Annotated in this window: 12 protein-coding genes; 6 read left to right on the top strand and 6 right to left on the bottom strand. The window is 31.3% G+C overall.

All coding sequences use genetic code 11. The features are described from left to right. Window position 1: 1 nt before the first annotated feature. Window positions 2-1,294 (bottom strand): O-acetylhomoserine aminocarboxypropyltransferase/cysteine synthase family protein, encoded by a 1,293-nt coding sequence (locus RN605_RS12055; RefSeq protein ID WP_313325111.1) that lies wholly within the window; start codon window positions 1,292-1,294, stop codon window positions 2-4. 695 nt (window positions 1,295-1,989) lie between these two features. Between RN605_RS12055 and metK the strand changes: the two genes are divergently transcribed. Further along, window positions 1,990-3,240, top strand: a complete 1,251-nt coding sequence (gene metK, locus RN605_RS12050; RefSeq protein WP_313325110.1) for a methionine adenosyltransferase — start codon at window positions 1,990-1,992, stop codon at window positions 3,238-3,240. Window positions 3,241-3,294: 54 nt separating this feature from the next. Here the strand turns inward: metK and RN605_RS12045 are convergent, their stop codons facing one another. Next, a complete protein-coding gene (locus tag RN605_RS12045; protein ID WP_313325109.1) occupies window positions 3,295-6,027 on the bottom strand; it encodes a carboxypeptidase-like regulatory domain-containing protein in 2,733 nt (910 codons plus the stop codon). A gap of 23 nt (window positions 6,028-6,050) precedes the next feature. Further along, window positions 6,051-6,953 (bottom strand): GLPGLI family protein, encoded by a 903-nt coding sequence (locus RN605_RS12040; RefSeq protein WP_313325108.1) that lies wholly within the window; start codon window positions 6,951-6,953, stop codon window positions 6,051-6,053. Between the two features lie 120 nt (window positions 6,954-7,073). On the opposite strand from RN605_RS12040, the gene RN605_RS12035 reads away from it, so the two are divergent. Genes RN605_RS12035 through RN605_RS12025 form a run of 3 tightly spaced genes read left to right on the top strand, consistent with a single transcriptional unit; the run spans window position 7,074 to window position 9,126 of the window. Beyond that, window positions 7,074-7,862 (top strand): hypothetical protein, encoded by a 789-nt coding sequence (locus tag RN605_RS12035; protein WP_313325107.1) that lies wholly within the window; start codon window positions 7,074-7,076, stop codon window positions 7,860-7,862. Then, window positions 7,862-8,476, top strand: coding sequence for a deoxynucleoside kinase (locus RN605_RS12030; RefSeq protein ID WP_313325105.1), 615 nt, complete (start codon window positions 7,862-7,864; stop codon window positions 8,474-8,476). Before RN605_RS12035 ends, RN605_RS12030 begins: the two co-directional genes overlap by 1 nt. A 59-nt stretch (window positions 8,477-8,535) precedes the next feature. Further along, the gene (locus RN605_RS12025; RefSeq protein ID WP_313325103.1) at window positions 8,536-9,126 is read left to right on the top strand and encodes a carboxymuconolactone decarboxylase family protein; all 591 of its coding nucleotides are present in this window, start codon (window positions 8,536-8,538) and stop codon (window positions 9,124-9,126) included. Between the two features lie 439 nt (window positions 9,127-9,565). Here RN605_RS12025 and RN605_RS12020 read toward each other — a convergent pair whose 3' ends face one another. After that, window positions 9,566-12,085 (bottom strand): sodium-translocating pyrophosphatase, encoded by a 2,520-nt coding sequence (locus RN605_RS12020; protein WP_313325102.1) that lies wholly within the window; start codon window positions 12,083-12,085, stop codon window positions 9,566-9,568. A 179-nt stretch (window positions 12,086-12,264) separates the two neighbouring features. On the opposite strand from RN605_RS12020, the gene RN605_RS12015 reads away from it, so the two are divergent. Next, entirely contained in the window at window positions 12,265-12,984 is a 720-nt protein-coding gene (locus tag RN605_RS12015) for a glycosyltransferase family 2 protein (protein WP_313325101.1), read from the top strand. A gap of 2 nt (window positions 12,985-12,986) precedes the next feature. Then, window positions 12,987-14,291 (top strand): hypothetical protein, encoded by a 1,305-nt coding sequence (locus RN605_RS12010; protein WP_313325099.1) that lies wholly within the window; start codon window positions 12,987-12,989, stop codon window positions 14,289-14,291. Here the strand turns inward: RN605_RS12010 and RN605_RS12005 are convergent. Both RN605_RS12005 and RN605_RS12000 read right to left on the bottom strand, forming a co-directional pair. Then, window positions 14,268-14,861, bottom strand: coding sequence for a DNA-3-methyladenine glycosylase family protein (locus tag RN605_RS12005; protein WP_313325098.1), 594 nt, complete (start codon window positions 14,859-14,861; stop codon window positions 14,268-14,270). The two genes, RN605_RS12010 and RN605_RS12005, sit on opposite strands and share 24 nt — an antisense overlap. Beyond that, window positions 14,861-17,344: a DUF5686 and carboxypeptidase-like regulatory domain-containing protein gene (locus tag RN605_RS12000; protein WP_313325841.1), complete on the bottom strand. Its 2,484-nt coding sequence runs from the start codon at window positions 17,342-17,344 to the stop codon at window positions 14,861-14,863. The genes RN605_RS12005 and RN605_RS12000 overlap by 1 nt, the downstream gene beginning before the upstream one ends. Between the last annotated feature and the right edge of the window lie 56 nt (window positions 17,345-17,400).

Below are 17,400 nucleotides of genomic sequence, written 5' to 3'. Positions count from 1 at the left end.
TTTATACTATTTGTGGGGTTTTAATTTTTGAAAAAACTTCTCTTAAATCTGCTTTTAAATCATCAATATCTTCAAGACCAACTGAAAGACGAATTAAATCTTTTGTAACGCCAGTTGACACTTGTTCAGAATCAGATAACTGTTGATGAGTTGTACTCGCCGGATGAATGATTAATGATTTTGTATCTCCAATGTTGGCTAAAAGAGAAAATAGTTTCGTTTCATCTGCAACTTTTTTTGCAGCTTCAAATCCATCTTTTAGTCCAAATGTTACGATTCCGCTTTTACCATTTGGCAAATATTTATCAGCAATTGATTTATATTTTGAAGATTCTAATCCAGGATAATTAACCCAAGCTACTTCTTCTTGTTCCTCTAACCATTTTGCCAAAATCAAAGCATTTTCGCTGTGTTTTTTAATCCTGATTTCTAATGTTTCCAATCCTTGAATGGTTTGAAAAGCATTAAACGGACTTAATGCTGCACCAAAATCGCGTAATCCTTCAATTCTTACTTTGGCAATAAAAGATGCTGCGCCAAGTGCTTCATAATATTTCAATCCGTGATAGCCTGCTGATGGTTCTGTGAATTCAGGAAATTTTCCATTGCTCCAATCAAAATTTCCAGCATCGATAATAACTCCACCTAGCGATGTTCCGTTTCCAGTAATGTATTTTGTAAGTGAATGAATTACAATGTCTACACCATATTTTATTGGGTTTAATAAATAAGGTGTTGCTACCGTATTGTCAACAATAAAAGGAACTTTGAAAGCTTTTGCTTCTTTCGAAATAGCTTCTAAATCCAAAACATCTAATTTTGGATTACCCAAACTTTCTACAAAAAAAGCTCTGGTATTTTCTTGTGTCGCTTTTGTGAAATTTTCAGGATTTGAAGGATCAACAAAAGTAGTTGTGATTCCTAATCTTGGTAGTGTAACTTTTAACAAATTGTATGTTCCGCCGTATAAACTATTGGAAGCTACAATGTGATCGCCTGCTTTTAGTAAAGTTAAAAATGTTGTAGCAATTGCCGAAGTTCCCGATGCTGTTACAACCGCTCCAATTCCGCCTTCAAGCGCAGCTAAACGTTGTTCAAGAATGTCATTGGTTGGATTGTTCAAACGTGTGTAAATGAAACCAGCTTCTGCTAAACCAAAAAGATTGGCTGCATGGTTTGAGTTATTAAAAACATACGATGATGTTTGGTAAATAGGAACTGCTCTAGTTCCTGCATTTTTTGTAACATCGTGTCCTGCGTGCAACGCGTTTGTTGCGAATTTTTGTGTGCTCATGATTTAGAATTTTTAGATTATTTATAATTGATTTAAAAAATTTAGAAATAAAAAAAGTCCTTTTGGATGGCTTACCAAAAGGACTTTAGAATATAGATATAACTACGATTAAGTCTTCCGCTTTTGGTAACAGCATATGTCCATACGACAACACATCATGTGCATCATCATGTTTGACATCATCATATTCTTTGCTGTTACTTTCATTTTTTGTTGTTTTTTTAAATTTGAATTAAATAAAAAAACCTCTGCTGTTGGCAGAGGTTTCATTGAATATATTTTAAGAATTTAAAATTATGCAATAGTGTTCTCTGCGGAGGTTTCCGACATCATACGACACATATGGCACATTGTGAAATTCATTTTTCTTTATTTTTACTGAGGCAAACTTCTGAACTATTTTTTAATTGACCAAACAAAAAATGAAAATTTAACATTTAAAAGTTGATTATATATATTTAAATACTACGTATTTAGATTTTTGAAAATTTCATAAATAAAATAAAAAAAGTAAAATTGTTTTTCTTATTCTAAATAGTCTTTATACATTTGCAATCGAAAAAATAAAGAGGAGAAATTTGAACTGATTGCAACCTCGTTAAAAAATGCTAAAGCAGAAACTCTCCTTTAGCTTTGTTGGCAATCCACTTTTTTCTTCATTTAACAATAATATTAAACTAAAAATATAGTTATTTATGGCTTATTTATTTACGTCGGAGTCAGTTAGTGAAGGACATCCTGATAAAGTTGCTGATCAAATTAGTGATGCATTAATTGATAATTTTTTAGCGTTTGATGCTGATTCAAAAGTGGCTTGTGAAACTTTAGTAACTACTGGTCAAGTAATTTTAGCTGGTGAAGTAAAATCAACTACTTATCTTGATGTTCAACAAATTGCGAGAGAAGTTATTCGCAAAATTGGTTATACAAAAAGTGAATACATGTTTGAAGCAGATTCTTGTGGAGTACTTTCAGCAATTCACGAACAATCTGCAGATATTAATCAAGGTGTTGACAGAGCAAGCAAAGAAGAACAAGGCGCTGGCGATCAAGGAATGATGTTTGGATATGCTACAAATGAAACCGAAAATTACATGCCTTTGGCGTTAGATTTATCGCATGCATTATTGATTGAATTAGCCGCTATCAGAAGAGAAAATAACGAAATTAAATACCTGCGCCCAGACGCAAAATCGCAAGTAACTCTAGAGTATTCTGACGATAACAAACCTGTTAGAATTGATGCTATTGTAATTTCTACTCAACATGATGATTTTGCTGATGAACCAACTATGTTAGCTAAAATCAAAAGTGATTTAGTGTCAATTTTGATTCCAAGAGTTAAAGCAAAATATCCTCAATATGCACATTTATTTAATGATGATATTACATATCATATCAATCCAACTGGGAAATTTGTGATTGGTGGACCGCATGGTGATACAGGTTTAACAGGAAGAAAAATTATTGTTGATACTTATGGTGGAAAAGGTGCTCATGGTGGTGGTGCTTTTTCTGGAAAAGATCCTAGTAAAGTTGACCGTTCTGCAGCTTATGCTACACGTCATATTGCTAAAAATTTAGTTGCTGCTGGATTGTGTGATGAAATTTTAGTTCAAGTTTCGTACGCTATTGGTGTAGCTAAACCAACTTCTATCAACGTAAATACATATGGAACTGCAAAAGTGAATATGACTGATGGTGAAATTTCTAAAGTTGTTGAAACTATTTTTGATATGCGTCCATATTTTATTGAGCAACGTTTAAAATTAAGAAACCCAATTTATAGTGAAACTGCTGCTTATGGACATATGGGAAGAAAACCTGAAACGGTTTCTAAAACGTTCCAATTACCAAATGGTGCGCCAAAAACTGTAATAGTTGAGTTATTTACTTGGGAAAAATTAGATTTTGTAGACAAAATAAAAACAGCTTTTGGATTATAAAAGACCAAATAGTTAATTATAAAAAAACCACGCTATTAAGCGTGGTTTTTTATTTTATAAATTATATTTCAAAGTAAATATTAAGTATCGTGGTTGAATCGTATATTGCGAATCACTGGTTGAAAACTGCGAAAAACTATTGTCTTTTAAAGCTTTTGTGTTCAATAAATTGGTTACACTTACTTTATACTCAAAATGACTGTCTTTTGTTTTTTGGAAAATCAAGCTTGCCGATAAAAAATCATATTCATTCTCAACGGTTTTGTCTTTGTTGTAATAATGATAATATTCGTATTCACTAACAAAAGAAAAGCTTTTTAAGAAAAAGTATTCTAGCTTAGCGTTTGGTCTATCAGTATAAAAAGTGTCATTTGGATACTGATTTACCGAATATCCATAACCTAATTCTAAATTAGGAAAGTTTTTGAAATTTGTAGAAGCACTAACATTATAATTTTGCGTAAAACTTTCATTGGTTACTAAAACATCTTGGAAAGTTACTCTGTCAACCTGAATATTGTTGAACTTTGACCAATTTAGTGTTGCACTAATTGAAGCTTTATAATATTTAAAGAATGAACGTCCATAACGTAAATTACCAGAAATACTTTCGTCAGCAAAGGCAGAATTAATTGGAGAAGATATTTGGTTTACATTGTTAAACAAAGCTCTATTCTTAACAGCATCAACCGTTTTGTTGTAATTGATAAATGCAGAAATATTTTCAAAATTGAACATATTATATTTAAAATAACGCAACGAATGTGATTGTTGAATTGAATTTTCAATCGTTCTGTTTCCTTTCGTTAAGCTATTGTAATTATTTAACACAAATCCTTCAGCTAAACGATTAATGTCGGTAAAGTTATTATTGTATGAAAAATTATAAGTTAACGATTCAGCTTTCTTAATTTGATAAATAGCTAAGAAGTCTGGCAATATTCTACCAAAATTTTGCTTATAACTGCTTCCTAATTGTGTATTATTTAAAGAATAATTATGAATACTAAATCCTGGCGTCAATGTAAACTTACCTGTTAATATTTTATAATGCAAACCAAGAAAAGCATCATCAAATTTATAATTAACATCATTAGTGTTTTCAGCATCATCCAAATTATTTACATCTTCGTTGTCTAATATTTGGAAAATTCTTGAATTGAAACTTTGATACGAATACGTATTACCTAAAGTAACATTAATATTGCTTTTTGGTGTAATCATATAGTAATAATCCAATTTTGTGTCCAATTTATTAGTCTTTACAAAACGGTCTTGATTAATATTGTTTCTGTTTTGTCCTGATATATATCCCGACAAATTAAATGGTAGGGATTGTAAATTGGCATTGTAAAATGGATCTTCTTCCTGATACAAATGTTGTGACTCAAAAGCAAAAACATGTTTTGAACTCGGCGTATAATAAAAACTTAAGTTTTGATTGATCGTAAATGGGTTCTGCTTTTTATTGCTTAAAATATTTTCTGTGCTAGTATTATTATCTTCATCAATGACTTCTCTTAACAATGAATTATTTTCATCTTGCTTAGAAAACTTACTCAAAATATCATAATCCATTTGAAAATTAGCATTTGGTTTATAAAGAGAACTTAACTTTACTAATCCCAAATTGCTATCTTGATGTGCTATTTGATTTCTGTTTTCTGTTGAAGCAACTTCGGTGGAATTTGGCTTTAAATAATTGGTGTTTGTAACTGTTTCAACATCTGTAATTGAAGAAGAAAGAATACCAAAACCACTCAAAGTCCATTTTTTTGATGGATTATATGAAAAATTTGTAGCTCCAAATTTAGTGTCAATTTCTTTAGCTCTATTGTTTCTTAGAACAGCTAATCCTAAATCATTACTAAGCACATTAAAACTAGAACCGCCTTTAGACATCATGCTTCTAAATCCGCCTGTGAATTTAAAATAATCTTGAATAGTTAGCGGCAACTCACCAATATTATTAAAATTTGTGATTAAGTTGATGCTGTATTTTGGATTATAATAAAAAAGCTTCGGGTTGATTATAAAACGGTCAAATTTGTTTTCATCATCCATTCCGCCACCAGCAGTAACATCACCAAACCAAAAGTTTTTCTTTCCATCTTTTAGTTTGATATTCATAGCCAAATTATCCTGATTGTTTTCCACTCCTTTTAAGATAGAATTCTCATTATAATTTCTCAATACCTGAACTTTATCAATCGCATCAGCTGGAATGTTTTTTACACCAAGTTTTGTATCGCCATCAAAGAAATCTTTTCCTTCAACCATCAACTTTGAAACTTTTTTCCCTTCAACTTCTACTTCACCATCAGCATTAACTTCAACACCAGGCAATTTTTTCAGTACATCTTCTAGTTTTCTTTCGGTTCCATTTTTAAAAGAATCTGCATTGTAAACAATAGTATCACCTTTTATTGAAACTGGCATTTCACGAACAATTTCTACTCCTTCAAGATCAATTCCACCACTTTCCATAGTGATATTTTGAGAAATATTTTCACTTAATGTGTTGACAGTTATCTCTTTGTTTTGCATACCTAGATAACTCAATTTAACGGTATAGGTTGAATTAGCTTTAAGATTCAAAACAAATTTTCCTTTATCGTTTGTAATAGCATAGGCATCCATTGCTTTTGTTGCCTGATTCAATGCCATAATGTTTGCCATTTCTAATGGCTGTTTATTGGTGTCTTGTATGATTCCTTCAAAACGGACATTTTGAGAAAAAGAGCTTACCGAAACTAAAGTTATCAGTACTAAAATAATTTTTTTCATATAATTTTTATACTATAACAATATTACCTGCTCATTCTCATTTGAAATCCGCCTCTTCCATTATTCATCTCACTCATTTCTTCCATTTTCTTCATTACGGTTTCGTCATACTCTTTTTGGGTTACTACTTTTCCGTTCTTAGGTGCTTTTATTTCTACTTTTTCTTTAGAATTCAATACAATTTTAGAACAAAGAATAACGGTCTTTCCATCATTTACTTCCAGTATCAAACCTGGTAATCCCCAATAGCTTTCTGGTCCTTGATTAACTGGAATTTCTGGCGTATACCAAGCAGTGATAGTGATTTCTTTAGGCATATCTAATTCTTCTAAGAAGTTTGTTTTCTTTTCTCCTTCTTTTTCTTCTTTAGCAGTTTCTTCTTTTTTCTCTCCTTCTTTCTTTTCGCCTCTATTTTTCATTCTAAAATTTCTGAAATCCGATTTACTTGCAGGAACTACAGCTGTAGCTTTGAAACAATTATAACCTCCAATAACTCTTGTTTCAGCTTCCATTTTCCAATTTAACTGTGGCAATGAATCTTTAACCAAAAATTCCTTGCCCATAAATTCTTTATCAACGGTATATGTTTTTTCTTTTACATTTTTATAATAGGTTCCGCCACCGCCCATCATAGAAGACATAAATCGCATACCGCCACCTTGATTTGGAGCATCAAGTTTTTCTTCCTCTTTATAAATTGAAGCTGATTTGTCAAAATTTAGTATAAATGTTTTTTCAAACATTTTCTTCATACGTTCTTCTATCATTTTTTGCATCTCAGGAGTTATCTCTTTGTTGCCTTCCATTCTTGATTTAAAATCAGATGTACTAGTTTTTGATTCGTACACTGCCATACCTTGAAAATCTTTCTGAGCAAATGATATCAGAGAAAATAAAGAGAAAATAAGTAATGCTAAATTTTTCATGTGTTTGGTTTTATTTAGAATAACAAATATGACGAAAGAATCGGCAAAGTGTTACCAATATATTGTTAAAAAATATTTTTGACCATTTCTTTTTCAAAAGGTTTAATGTAAATTAGCAGTATGATTAAAAAAATCACTTTTTTTTTAGTATTGTTACTAAGTACTATTGGGTTTTCTCAAAAACTTAGCACTACTCTTATGGGTTCAAATAAGATAGTTTGTAATACCTATGTTGGGTTTGATACATTGGGTGATTTTTATTTTATAAAAGACAATGTATTTTACAAAAAATCTAAATCGCAATTGTGGCAATATAAAAATGTAGCCTTGGGCAAAATTTCTTCTGTTGACATAATCAATCCACTACAAATAGTGCTTTTCTATGAACAATTCAACACAGTTCTACTTCTTGATAATCAATTAAACGAAATACAAAAAATAAATTTTTCTTCAATAAACAATTCAACCGTTATTTCAAATACCGGTTTATCGGCAAGAAATCAACTTTGGTTCTACAATTCCATCAATCAAAAAATAGGATTGTTTGATTACAAAAAAATTGCATTTACAGAATTTCCTATTCCGTTTCAAGGAACAATAAAAAACACACAATCTGACTACAATAATTTTTATTGGATTGATGATTTGAATCACTTTTACTCCATTGACATTTTTGGAAAAACTAATTTGCATTGCACGGTTCCTGCCTACGATAAAATTCAAATCATTGATAACGAAAGAATTCTTTTTTCAGTAAATCATAAATTATATTTATTGAATTATGCTAAAAAATCAATAATTGAAATAGAAATTGTTGAGAACTCCTTTCAAAGTTTCTATTATAAAGACCAAAATTTAGCTATTTTTACCGACCAACAAATTAAAAACTATAAAATAAAACTACCATAATGCATATAGCGATTGCAGGAAACATAGGCGCAGGAAAAACCACTCTCACAAGGTCATTAGCAAAACATTTTAAATGGGAACCACATTTTGAAGATGTGGTTGACAATCCTTATTTAGATGATTTTTATCACCAAATGGAACGTTGGAGTTTCAATTTGCAAATTTATTTCTTGAACAGTCGTTTTCGTCAGATACTACAAATACGCGAAAGCGGTAAAAACATTATTCAGGACAGAACCATCTATGAAGATGCGCATATTTTTGCACCAAACCTTCATGCAATGGGATTGATGACCAATCGTGATTTTCAAAACTATTCATCATTGTTTGATTTGATGGAAAACCTTGTTGGTCCACCTGATTTATTGATTTATTTAAGAAGTTCTATCCCAAATTTAGTTGGGCAAATTCATAAACGTGGTCGTGAGTATGAAAATACCATTTCAATTGACTATCTGAGTCGTTTGAACGAACGCTATGAAGCCTGGATACATTCCTATGACAAAGGGAAATTATTAATTATCGATGTTGATGATATTGATTTCGTGAATAGTCAAGAAGATTTAGGAACGGTTATCAATAGAATTGACGCCGAAATAAACGGATTATTTTAGTAAATAAAACAAAAACCACAAGTCATTACCAAAAAGTAATGACTTTTTAATTTATAGCCATGCCATTAGTTAAACCACTTTCGCCAGAACACGATAAAGAAACCCAAGAACTCGCTGCATTTTTCAACGAAACCTTAGGTTTTTGTCCCAATTCAGTATTGACGATGCAACATCGTCCTGCGATTTCCAAAGCGTTTATTAATTTAAATAAAGCCGTGATGGAAAACCAAGGACGTGTTACCTCAGCATTGAAACGCATGATTGGTTGGGTTTCTAGTAATGCCGCTGGTTGCAGGTATTGTCAAGCGCATACCATTCGTGCTGCGGAACGCTACGGCGCCGACCAAGAACAACTGGATAATATTTGGGAATATGCATCACATCCTGCTTTTTCTGAAGCTGAACGTGCTGCTTTGAACTTTGCTTTGGCTGCTTCAGTAATTCCAAACAACGTAGATGAAAACATTAAATCAGAACTTTACAAATATTGGAACGAAGGCGAAATTGTAGAAATGCTAGGTGTTATTTCGCTTTTTGGCTACCTCAACCGTTGGAATGATTCTATGGGAACCACTATAGAACAAGGCGCAATTGAAAGTGCCGAACACTACTTAGGAAAAACGGGTTGGGAAAAAGGAAAACACGTTTAGAGTTTTTAATGCTAAAATTTTAGATTGATTAATGAATCTGTAGGTTTCATAAATGAACTTGTAATATTCATAGATAAATGTGTAGGATTCAATTATGAATGCGTGACATTTATAAATGAATTTGTAGGATTCACTAATGAATTTGTAATATTCAAAGAAAAACTTGTAGGATTCACTAATGAATGTCTGGGTTTCATATATGAATTTGTAATATTCATTAATAAATATCTAATCTTCACTAATGAAAGTGGGACATTCAACTATAAATGTCTAACCTTTAACTATGAAACCGAACTCTTCTATTGTAAATATGTAAGCTTGACTAATGAATAGGAACTATTTAATTATAAATGTCTACTATTTAGCTATTAGATTGATTTATCATAAAAAAAGCTCCGCATTTGCGGAGCTTTTATATTCTTGAAAAAGAACTTATATTTTATTTTAAAGCATCAATTTTTGCTTGAACTTCTTCTTCAGTTCCTTCAAAGTTTTGAACTTCTTCTTTGCCATCGATAACAGTGGTTACTTTAGCAGTAACTTTTCCGTTTTCGTTAGTTTTTTCAATTTTTACTTCTTTAGAAACTTCTTTAACCATCATTGCAGCTTCAGGATTCATGAATTTACAAGTTGTGCTTGTACATCCTTTTTCCATACACTCTTCTTTTGACATAGAGTTACAAACGGTCATTTCAGTACATCCCATTTTGGCACATTCTTCTTTGCTCATGGTAGCACATTTTTCGTTTGCCACACAACAAGAAGCCATTGCAGCATCAGAATGACCAGCACCCAAGATTGGAGCGATTACTAAACCAATTAAACAAGTTAATTTGATTAAGATGTTCATCGATGGACCAGAAGTATCTTTAAATGGATCACCAACTGTATCTCCAGTTACCGCTGCTTTGTGAGCATCTGAACCTTTATATGTCATTTCACCATTGATTTCTACACCAGCTTCGAATGATTTTTTAGCGTTATCCCAAGCACCACCAGCATTGTTTTGGAACACAGCCCAAAGTACACCTGAAACGGTAACTCCAGCCATATATCCACCTAACATTTCAGCGATTAACTGGTTGTTATCTGCATATACTAATTTGCCTAAAAGAACAATAGCAATTGGGAAACCAATAGTTAAAACTCCTGGCAACATCATTTCGCGTAAAGCTGCTTTAGTAGAAATTTCAACACATTTACCATATTGAGGTTTTCCAGTTCCTTCCATAATACCTGGAATTTCTTTGAACTGACGACGCACTTCATATACCATATCCATTGCTGCTTTACCAACTGAATTCATTGCAAGAGCAGAGAATACAACTGGAATCATACCACCAATAAATAACATGGCTAAAACTGGAGCTTTGAAAATATTGATTCCATCAATTCCTGTAAAGGTTACATAAGCAGCAAATAATGCTAACGAAGTAAGCGCTGCAGAAGCAATAGCAAAACCTTTACCAGTAGCAGCAGTAGTATTACCTACTGAATCTAAAATATCGGTACGCGTACGAACTTCTTTTGGTAATTCGCTCATTTCAGCAATTCCTCCAGCGTTATCAGAGATTGGTCCGAAAGCATCGATAGCTAATTGCATAGCCGTTGTAGCCATCATAGCAGAAGCTGCTAAAGCCACACCATAGAAACCAGCAAATGCATAAGAAGCCCAAATTGCACCAGCAAATAATAATACGGTTGGGAACGTAGAAATCATACCTGTTGCTAAACCAGCAATAACGTTAGTTCCTGCACCAGTAGAAGATTTTTGTACGATAGCCAAAACTGGTTTTGTTCCTAAACCTGTGTAATATTCTGTAACCGATGAAATAACACCACCAACTACTAAACCTACGATAGTTGCATAAAACACTCTCATTGAAGAAATTTGTTGTGCGCCTTCACCATAGAATTCCATAGTCATTGTTGCAGGCAATAAATATTGTACTAAGAAGAAACAAGAAATAGCTGTTAGGATAATAGAAACCCAGTTACCAACGTTTAATGCACCTTGAACTTGTTTTTCTTTAGCATCATCGCTAGAAATTTTAACTAGCATTGTACCTATAATAGAAAATAAAATTCCGAAACCAGCAATTGCCATTGGCAATAAAATTGGACCAATTCCTCCAAAAGCGTCTTCAATTTTTCCGCCCATATCTTTGATAACATAGTTACCCAAAACCATAGCTGCAAGTACAGTTGCTACATAAGAACCAAACAAATCGGCACCCATTCCAGCAACGTCTCCAACATTGTCACCAACATTGTCAGCAATTGTAGCAGGATTTCTTGGATCATCTTCTGGAATACCAGCTTCAACTTTACCAACTAAATCGGCACCTACGTCAGCAGCTTTTGTATAAATACCACCACCAACACGCGCAAACAATGCGATTGATTCTGCTCCAAGAGAAAAACCTGCAAGAGTTTCAAGAACAACAGTCATTCCTTCAGTATCTGTCCAAACTCCACCCATAAATACATGAAAGAAAATTATAAAGAAAGTAGTTAATCCTAAAACCGCAAGTCCAGCAACACCTAATCCCATTACTGTTCCACCACCAAAAGAAACTTTTAAAGCTTGTGGTAAACTAGTACGAGCTGCTTGAGTAGTTCTTACGTTAGTTTTAGTTGCTATTTTCATACCCATATTTCCTGCCAAAGCCGAGAATATAGCACCAAAAATAAAAGCAATTACGATTAACATATGTGTTTTAACACCTGGTAAGAAAGTAATTCCAGCTAATACAGCACTTGCTATAAGAACAAAAACTGCCAATAATCTGTATTCTGCTTTCAAGAAAGCCAATGCACCTTCGTAGATGTAATCTGAGATTTCTTTCATCTTACCATCACCAGCATCTTGTTTTAAAACCCAAGACCTTTTAACAGCCATAAAAACTAATCCAATCAACGCCATAACTATTGGCACATAAATCATCATTGATTCCATAAATATAATTTTGGTTATAAATTTTATCGGGTGCAAAAGTAACAAAACTTTAACAGAAAAAAACAATATAATTTGAGGAATATTGAATTAATGGCATTTGAAAATGCATTATCTTTAATTTATAAATAATATTGCATGCTAAAACAAAAGAGTTATTTTTGAGAAATAATTATTAATTAATGGAACCTAAAAAACTTTCGATTATCATTCCTGCTTATAACGAAGGAAACACTATTCATGAAATATTAGACAAAATTAAAACTGTTTCATTAATTAATGATTTAGAGAAAGAAATAATTATAGTTAATGATTTTAGTTCTGATAATACTTCTTTTGCCGTAAATAATTATCGCATAAGTAACCCCGTCTTAAATATAAATTTTGTTGAGCATAAAAAAAATTTAGGCAAAGGTGCTGCATTACACACTGGAATTAAATATGCAAACGGCGATATAATTATCATTCAAGATGCAGATTTAGAATATGATCCAAATGAATATAACATATTACTAAAACCTATTTTAGACGGTGTTGCAGATGTGGTTTACGGAAGTAGATTTATGGGTGGTAATCCTCATAGGATTTTGTTTTTTTGGCATAGTATCGGAAATAAGTTCTTGACTTTTTTAAGTAACATGATGACAAACCTTAATCTAACGGATATGGAAACATGTTACAAAATGTTTAGAGCTGAAATAATAAAATCATTAGATTTAAAAGAAAAAAGATTTGGTTTTGAACCTGAAGTCACTGCAAAAATTTCAAAAATTCCCAAAATTAGAATTTATGAAGTTGGCATAAGTTATTATGGCAGAACATTTGAAGAAGGGAAAAAAATAGGTTGGAAAGATGGATTTAGAGCTATTTATTGCATATTAAAATATAAAGTATTTAAATAATTATGAAGCTTAAAAAGTCTGTTTTTTTTACAATCTTTTTATTTCTAATCCTTCTTATTAAAGGGTATTTTTTATATACAAATCTATCTATTTCAGACTACGAAGGCGAAAAGATATATCAAAAAGGTGACCCAAGTCACTATTATATGATTGCTAAAAATATCTTTGAATTCAATACTTATTCTGATGACTTTTCAAACATTCCAAATGAAAGTGCTACTTGGCGACCACCTATTTGGCCGTTAGTTTTATCAACTTTTTTTTATTTATCGCAAAACCCTTTTTCTATTTTATTGATTAAAATAATTTTTGAGTTTATATTTTTAACTTCAATTTTAATTTATTTTAAAAAGAAACTAAAAATAAAATGGTTCTATTTAAGTCCACTATTATTATTGTATATTGAACCTCAGTATTTAAAATATTCTTTAACCTTTTTTTCAGAAAGTTTAAGTGCACTGCTAATTTTGTTTTTATCCATTTTGTTTTTAAATCTGAAAAAAGAAAAAAGGTTTTCGATTTATATTCCTATCCTTTCATCGATTATTATACTTTGTCATCCTGTTTCAGCATTTTTTGTAGCATCCATTATGGGTGTTTATTGTCTTATAAATCTACAATACAACTTTAAAGTAAGCATTTTGCATGGATTACTATTTGTTTTATTATCTGTTTTATGGCCAATTCGAAATCAAACTCTTTTCAATCAAGGTTTTTACCTAACAGCTTCTCAAGGAGCGACTTTTTCGAAAGGCTGGAACGAAAAAATAATTTCAGACTTCACTAATGTAGAAGGCGATTTAGCTGAAGAAGAAATGAATTTAAAATATATAAAAACTGAAAAAAAAATAATCCCTAATACAATCCCTGTTTTGGAGCGAAGCAAACTTTATAAAGAAGGAACTCTAAATTTTATTAACAGTATTTCGATGACCGAAAAATTAAAAATAATTTTAATAAAAATTAAATCTAATTTCAATCCATTTCCAGAAAAACCAAAACCAGGCTTTTTTGAAAATTTATCAATCGTGTTTAGAATATTTTACCTTATATTATTCATCCAGATGTTTAAAAGGATTTTTCAGTTTAAAAAGTTTAACATAGAAAACTTATCTGACAAGGTGTTTTTAGTTGTTTTGTCAATCTTTATTGGACAAACTTTGATGTCAGCTTATATTTATACAGGATTTAGGTTTAATGCTATATATTCGCTGACATGTCTTTTTTGCTTTATTTTAATAAACAAAAATTGGCTATTTGATAAATGGTTATTTAAAAATAAATTAAATTCTATTTCTCTTTTTTAGATAATAATGCCAAACAATGAAGGAAGCCAAAGTTCTGTAAGGTTTCCAAGAATTTGAAATCACTTCCATTTCCTCTTTAGTTTTACAGTTATATAATTCTTTCAGTGTATTTTTGATGGCAATGTCGCCAAGTGGAATGATATCGGGAGTTTGCAAACAAAACATTAGATAAACTTCTATACTCCAATTACCAATGCCTTTTAATTTAATTAGCTCAGCTCTTATTTCGTCTTCCGATTTTGAAGCAAAAGATTCAAAATTGATTTGGTTGTCAATGACTTTTTTTGCTAAATGTTTGAGGTAAATTATTTTTTGCCTTGAAACTCCACATTTTCTTAATTCATCTTCAGTAGCATTGTTGATAGATATTGGAGTAACTTTTCCAAAATGATTTGAAATTTTTTCATAACAAGCTTTTGCTGAAGCAATAGAAACCTGTTGCTCTAAAATAATATGGCACATTGACGCAAAACCTTCTTCTCTTTTTTGGATAATTGGGTCTCCAAAATTTTCAATTATTTCAGCAAGAATTTTGTCTTTAGATGTTAAATATTCTAATGCAATTTTCATTAAAAATAAAATCCAAATGAACCTTTGACTGTAAAATTATTAGTGTCTGGTAAATTTCTATAATTTGCACGCCAAGCGAAATCTATTCGAAATACTTTGAAAATATTTCCAATTCCTGCGCTGTATTCCCAATAAGGTTTTTCGGGAGCAACATAAGTTAACCCAGAAGCATTAATTGCTCTATTTTCATCTGAAATTTTTCCATAAACACCACGAAGACCAATAATTTCGCGAAGGTTTAATTTTCTCAAATAAGGAAATCTAGCAAAAATCTTTCCATTAAAATTGTGTTCCCATTGAAAAGTAGCATACTCATCAGTCACAAACTCATAGAAATTTAAGTTACTAAATGTGTTCTTAATAATAAAATAGGTTTGGTTACCAGGTACAACACTCATCAAACCTAATGGAATTTGCCCAAAAGTTTTACCTAACTCCATAGTTAAATTTGAATGACCAAGAGCTCCAATTATAATAGGTTGACGATAATAAAGCTGTAACTTTTGATAGTCAAAATCACTATCAAATAATCCTTTAAAACCTGAACTATAATTTACAAAAAAGCGACTATATGGACTATCTACTTCTCTACGTTCAACACCATAACCAATAGTTTTACGCTTAGGAGTAAACTCAATTTGGAAATTAAGTTCTGACTGCTTTACTTCACTTTTGATGTCAGTTAATGTATTGTCTGTATAATAATCTAAGCTAAAAGTTTCAGATGCAGATTCTAAAGTTCGATACGAAAACCCAAGTTGGAATGTTAAATTCTTAACTGGTTCAATTTCTGCTGCAATAGTAGATAAATTTATATTGGTCAACTTACCATTAGAACCTGTGGTAAAGAGTCCTGACGAAGCATAACTCCTGCCTAGAACATCATTTGTAGTGGTTAAACTTGCGCCTATTTGTTCTACATCCCGCCTATTTCCTCCAGAAAGTATTAAACGCTTCTTTTTATCAACCATCCATTTTCCTGAAAGACCATATTTAAATTTATTATCTTCAAATCCATAAGCAGTATAACCTTGTAAACGCCATGTATCATTTGGCCCAAAATAAGTTCTTCCACCAACACGAAGACGAACACCTTCTACTTCATTATATCCAAAAGTGGAGAAAATTGGTCCATAATCAAAATTATTCATTTCAATATAACCACTTCCTAAAATGGAAACCAGATTATACATTCTTTTGAATTTCTTGACTGTTTTTAATGTGTCAAGCATTTTATAAATTCCTTCTTCATCTTTATTGAGTCTTTCAAAACGATTTTCTCTCCAAAAATCATCATCTTTATTGTAAACAGAATTATCAATATAATTTACTTCTTCTTTGTAGAAACTATCAGGCTTCTTTTGGTCAAATTTAAAATCTTGATACAAAGTAGTACGTTTTCCATAAATACCTTTTGACTCCTCTTTTTTGCGTAAAGCAAAATCGGTCATCATGTAATCACGTGTTGGAAGAAAAATAGAGTCATTCAAAACTTCAAACTCTTGCTCAACATAAATATCTTTTACCCAGTTAATATTGGCGCTTTTAGTAACTGCCATGTTTATTTTCTTAATAGCAAAAGTGGTATCATTTACCCAAAAATCTCCTTTAAAAGTCAACTCACCTTTTCTTCTTGGGTAGAAAACAATATTGTAACACCATTTGTTATCTATAAAAGCTGTATCGGCAAGAACATAATTGTACACGTCAATTCCTGTTCTAGACAATGGACTCGTAAAACTTTTATCAAAGAAATACAGATAATTATCATAAATATCAAAGTCATTGTATAAGTCTTTAATAAATGTGTTTACACCATCACCATTTCCTAAACCTGAATTTTTATTAGCTTTCAAAATCTCTTTGCTTTTTCCTGCAACATTATCACCATAAACATCCGAAAGTGATTCATTGATGAAAATTGGCAAATATGTTTTTCCTGTAACTCTTGAAGTATCCACATTTTTGAAAACAAATTCCAAACCTTTGAAGAGCTTGCTTTTCATCATTGCACTGTCAATAGTATTCATGTCAAACTCTACTTTTTCATACTTACTGTATTGGTATTGTTTGAACATTTTCAACCCATTTTTTCTTCTTCTTTCCCAAATTTTTCTCAAGATATCTAACGCAGGATTGTTTTTCTTTGATGTTTTACCAGCGTAAACAACTACTTCTTTCAAGTTTTGACCTTCACTTAAGGTAACAATAAAATTATAGTTGATTTGTTTTGGAAGAGTAACTTCTTTAGTTGGAAAACCAACAAAAGAAACAAGAAGTGTTTTATAATTTTGATCTGATTCAATATAAAACTTTCCATCTTCATTAGAAACTACACCAATATTACTTCCTTTAAAAACAATATTTGCGTAAGGAATAGGTTGATTCGTATTATCAACCACTTTTCCACTGACTTTGGTTTGTGCTGAAATAAAATTAAAAACACCGATTAAAAAAAGGAATAGATAGTATAATTTCTTCATGGCAAAAAAAAACTTCATTACGGTTGGTGTAATGAAGTTTCAAATATAGATAAATT

The sequence above is a fragment of the Flavobacterium sp. PMTSA4 genome (assembly GCF_032098525.1).
In the GTDB taxonomy this organism is placed as follows: Bacteria; Bacteroidota; Bacteroidia; order Flavobacteriales; family Flavobacteriaceae; genus Flavobacterium; species Flavobacterium capsici.
This window is presented reverse-complemented; position numbering and strand designations above follow the sequence as displayed.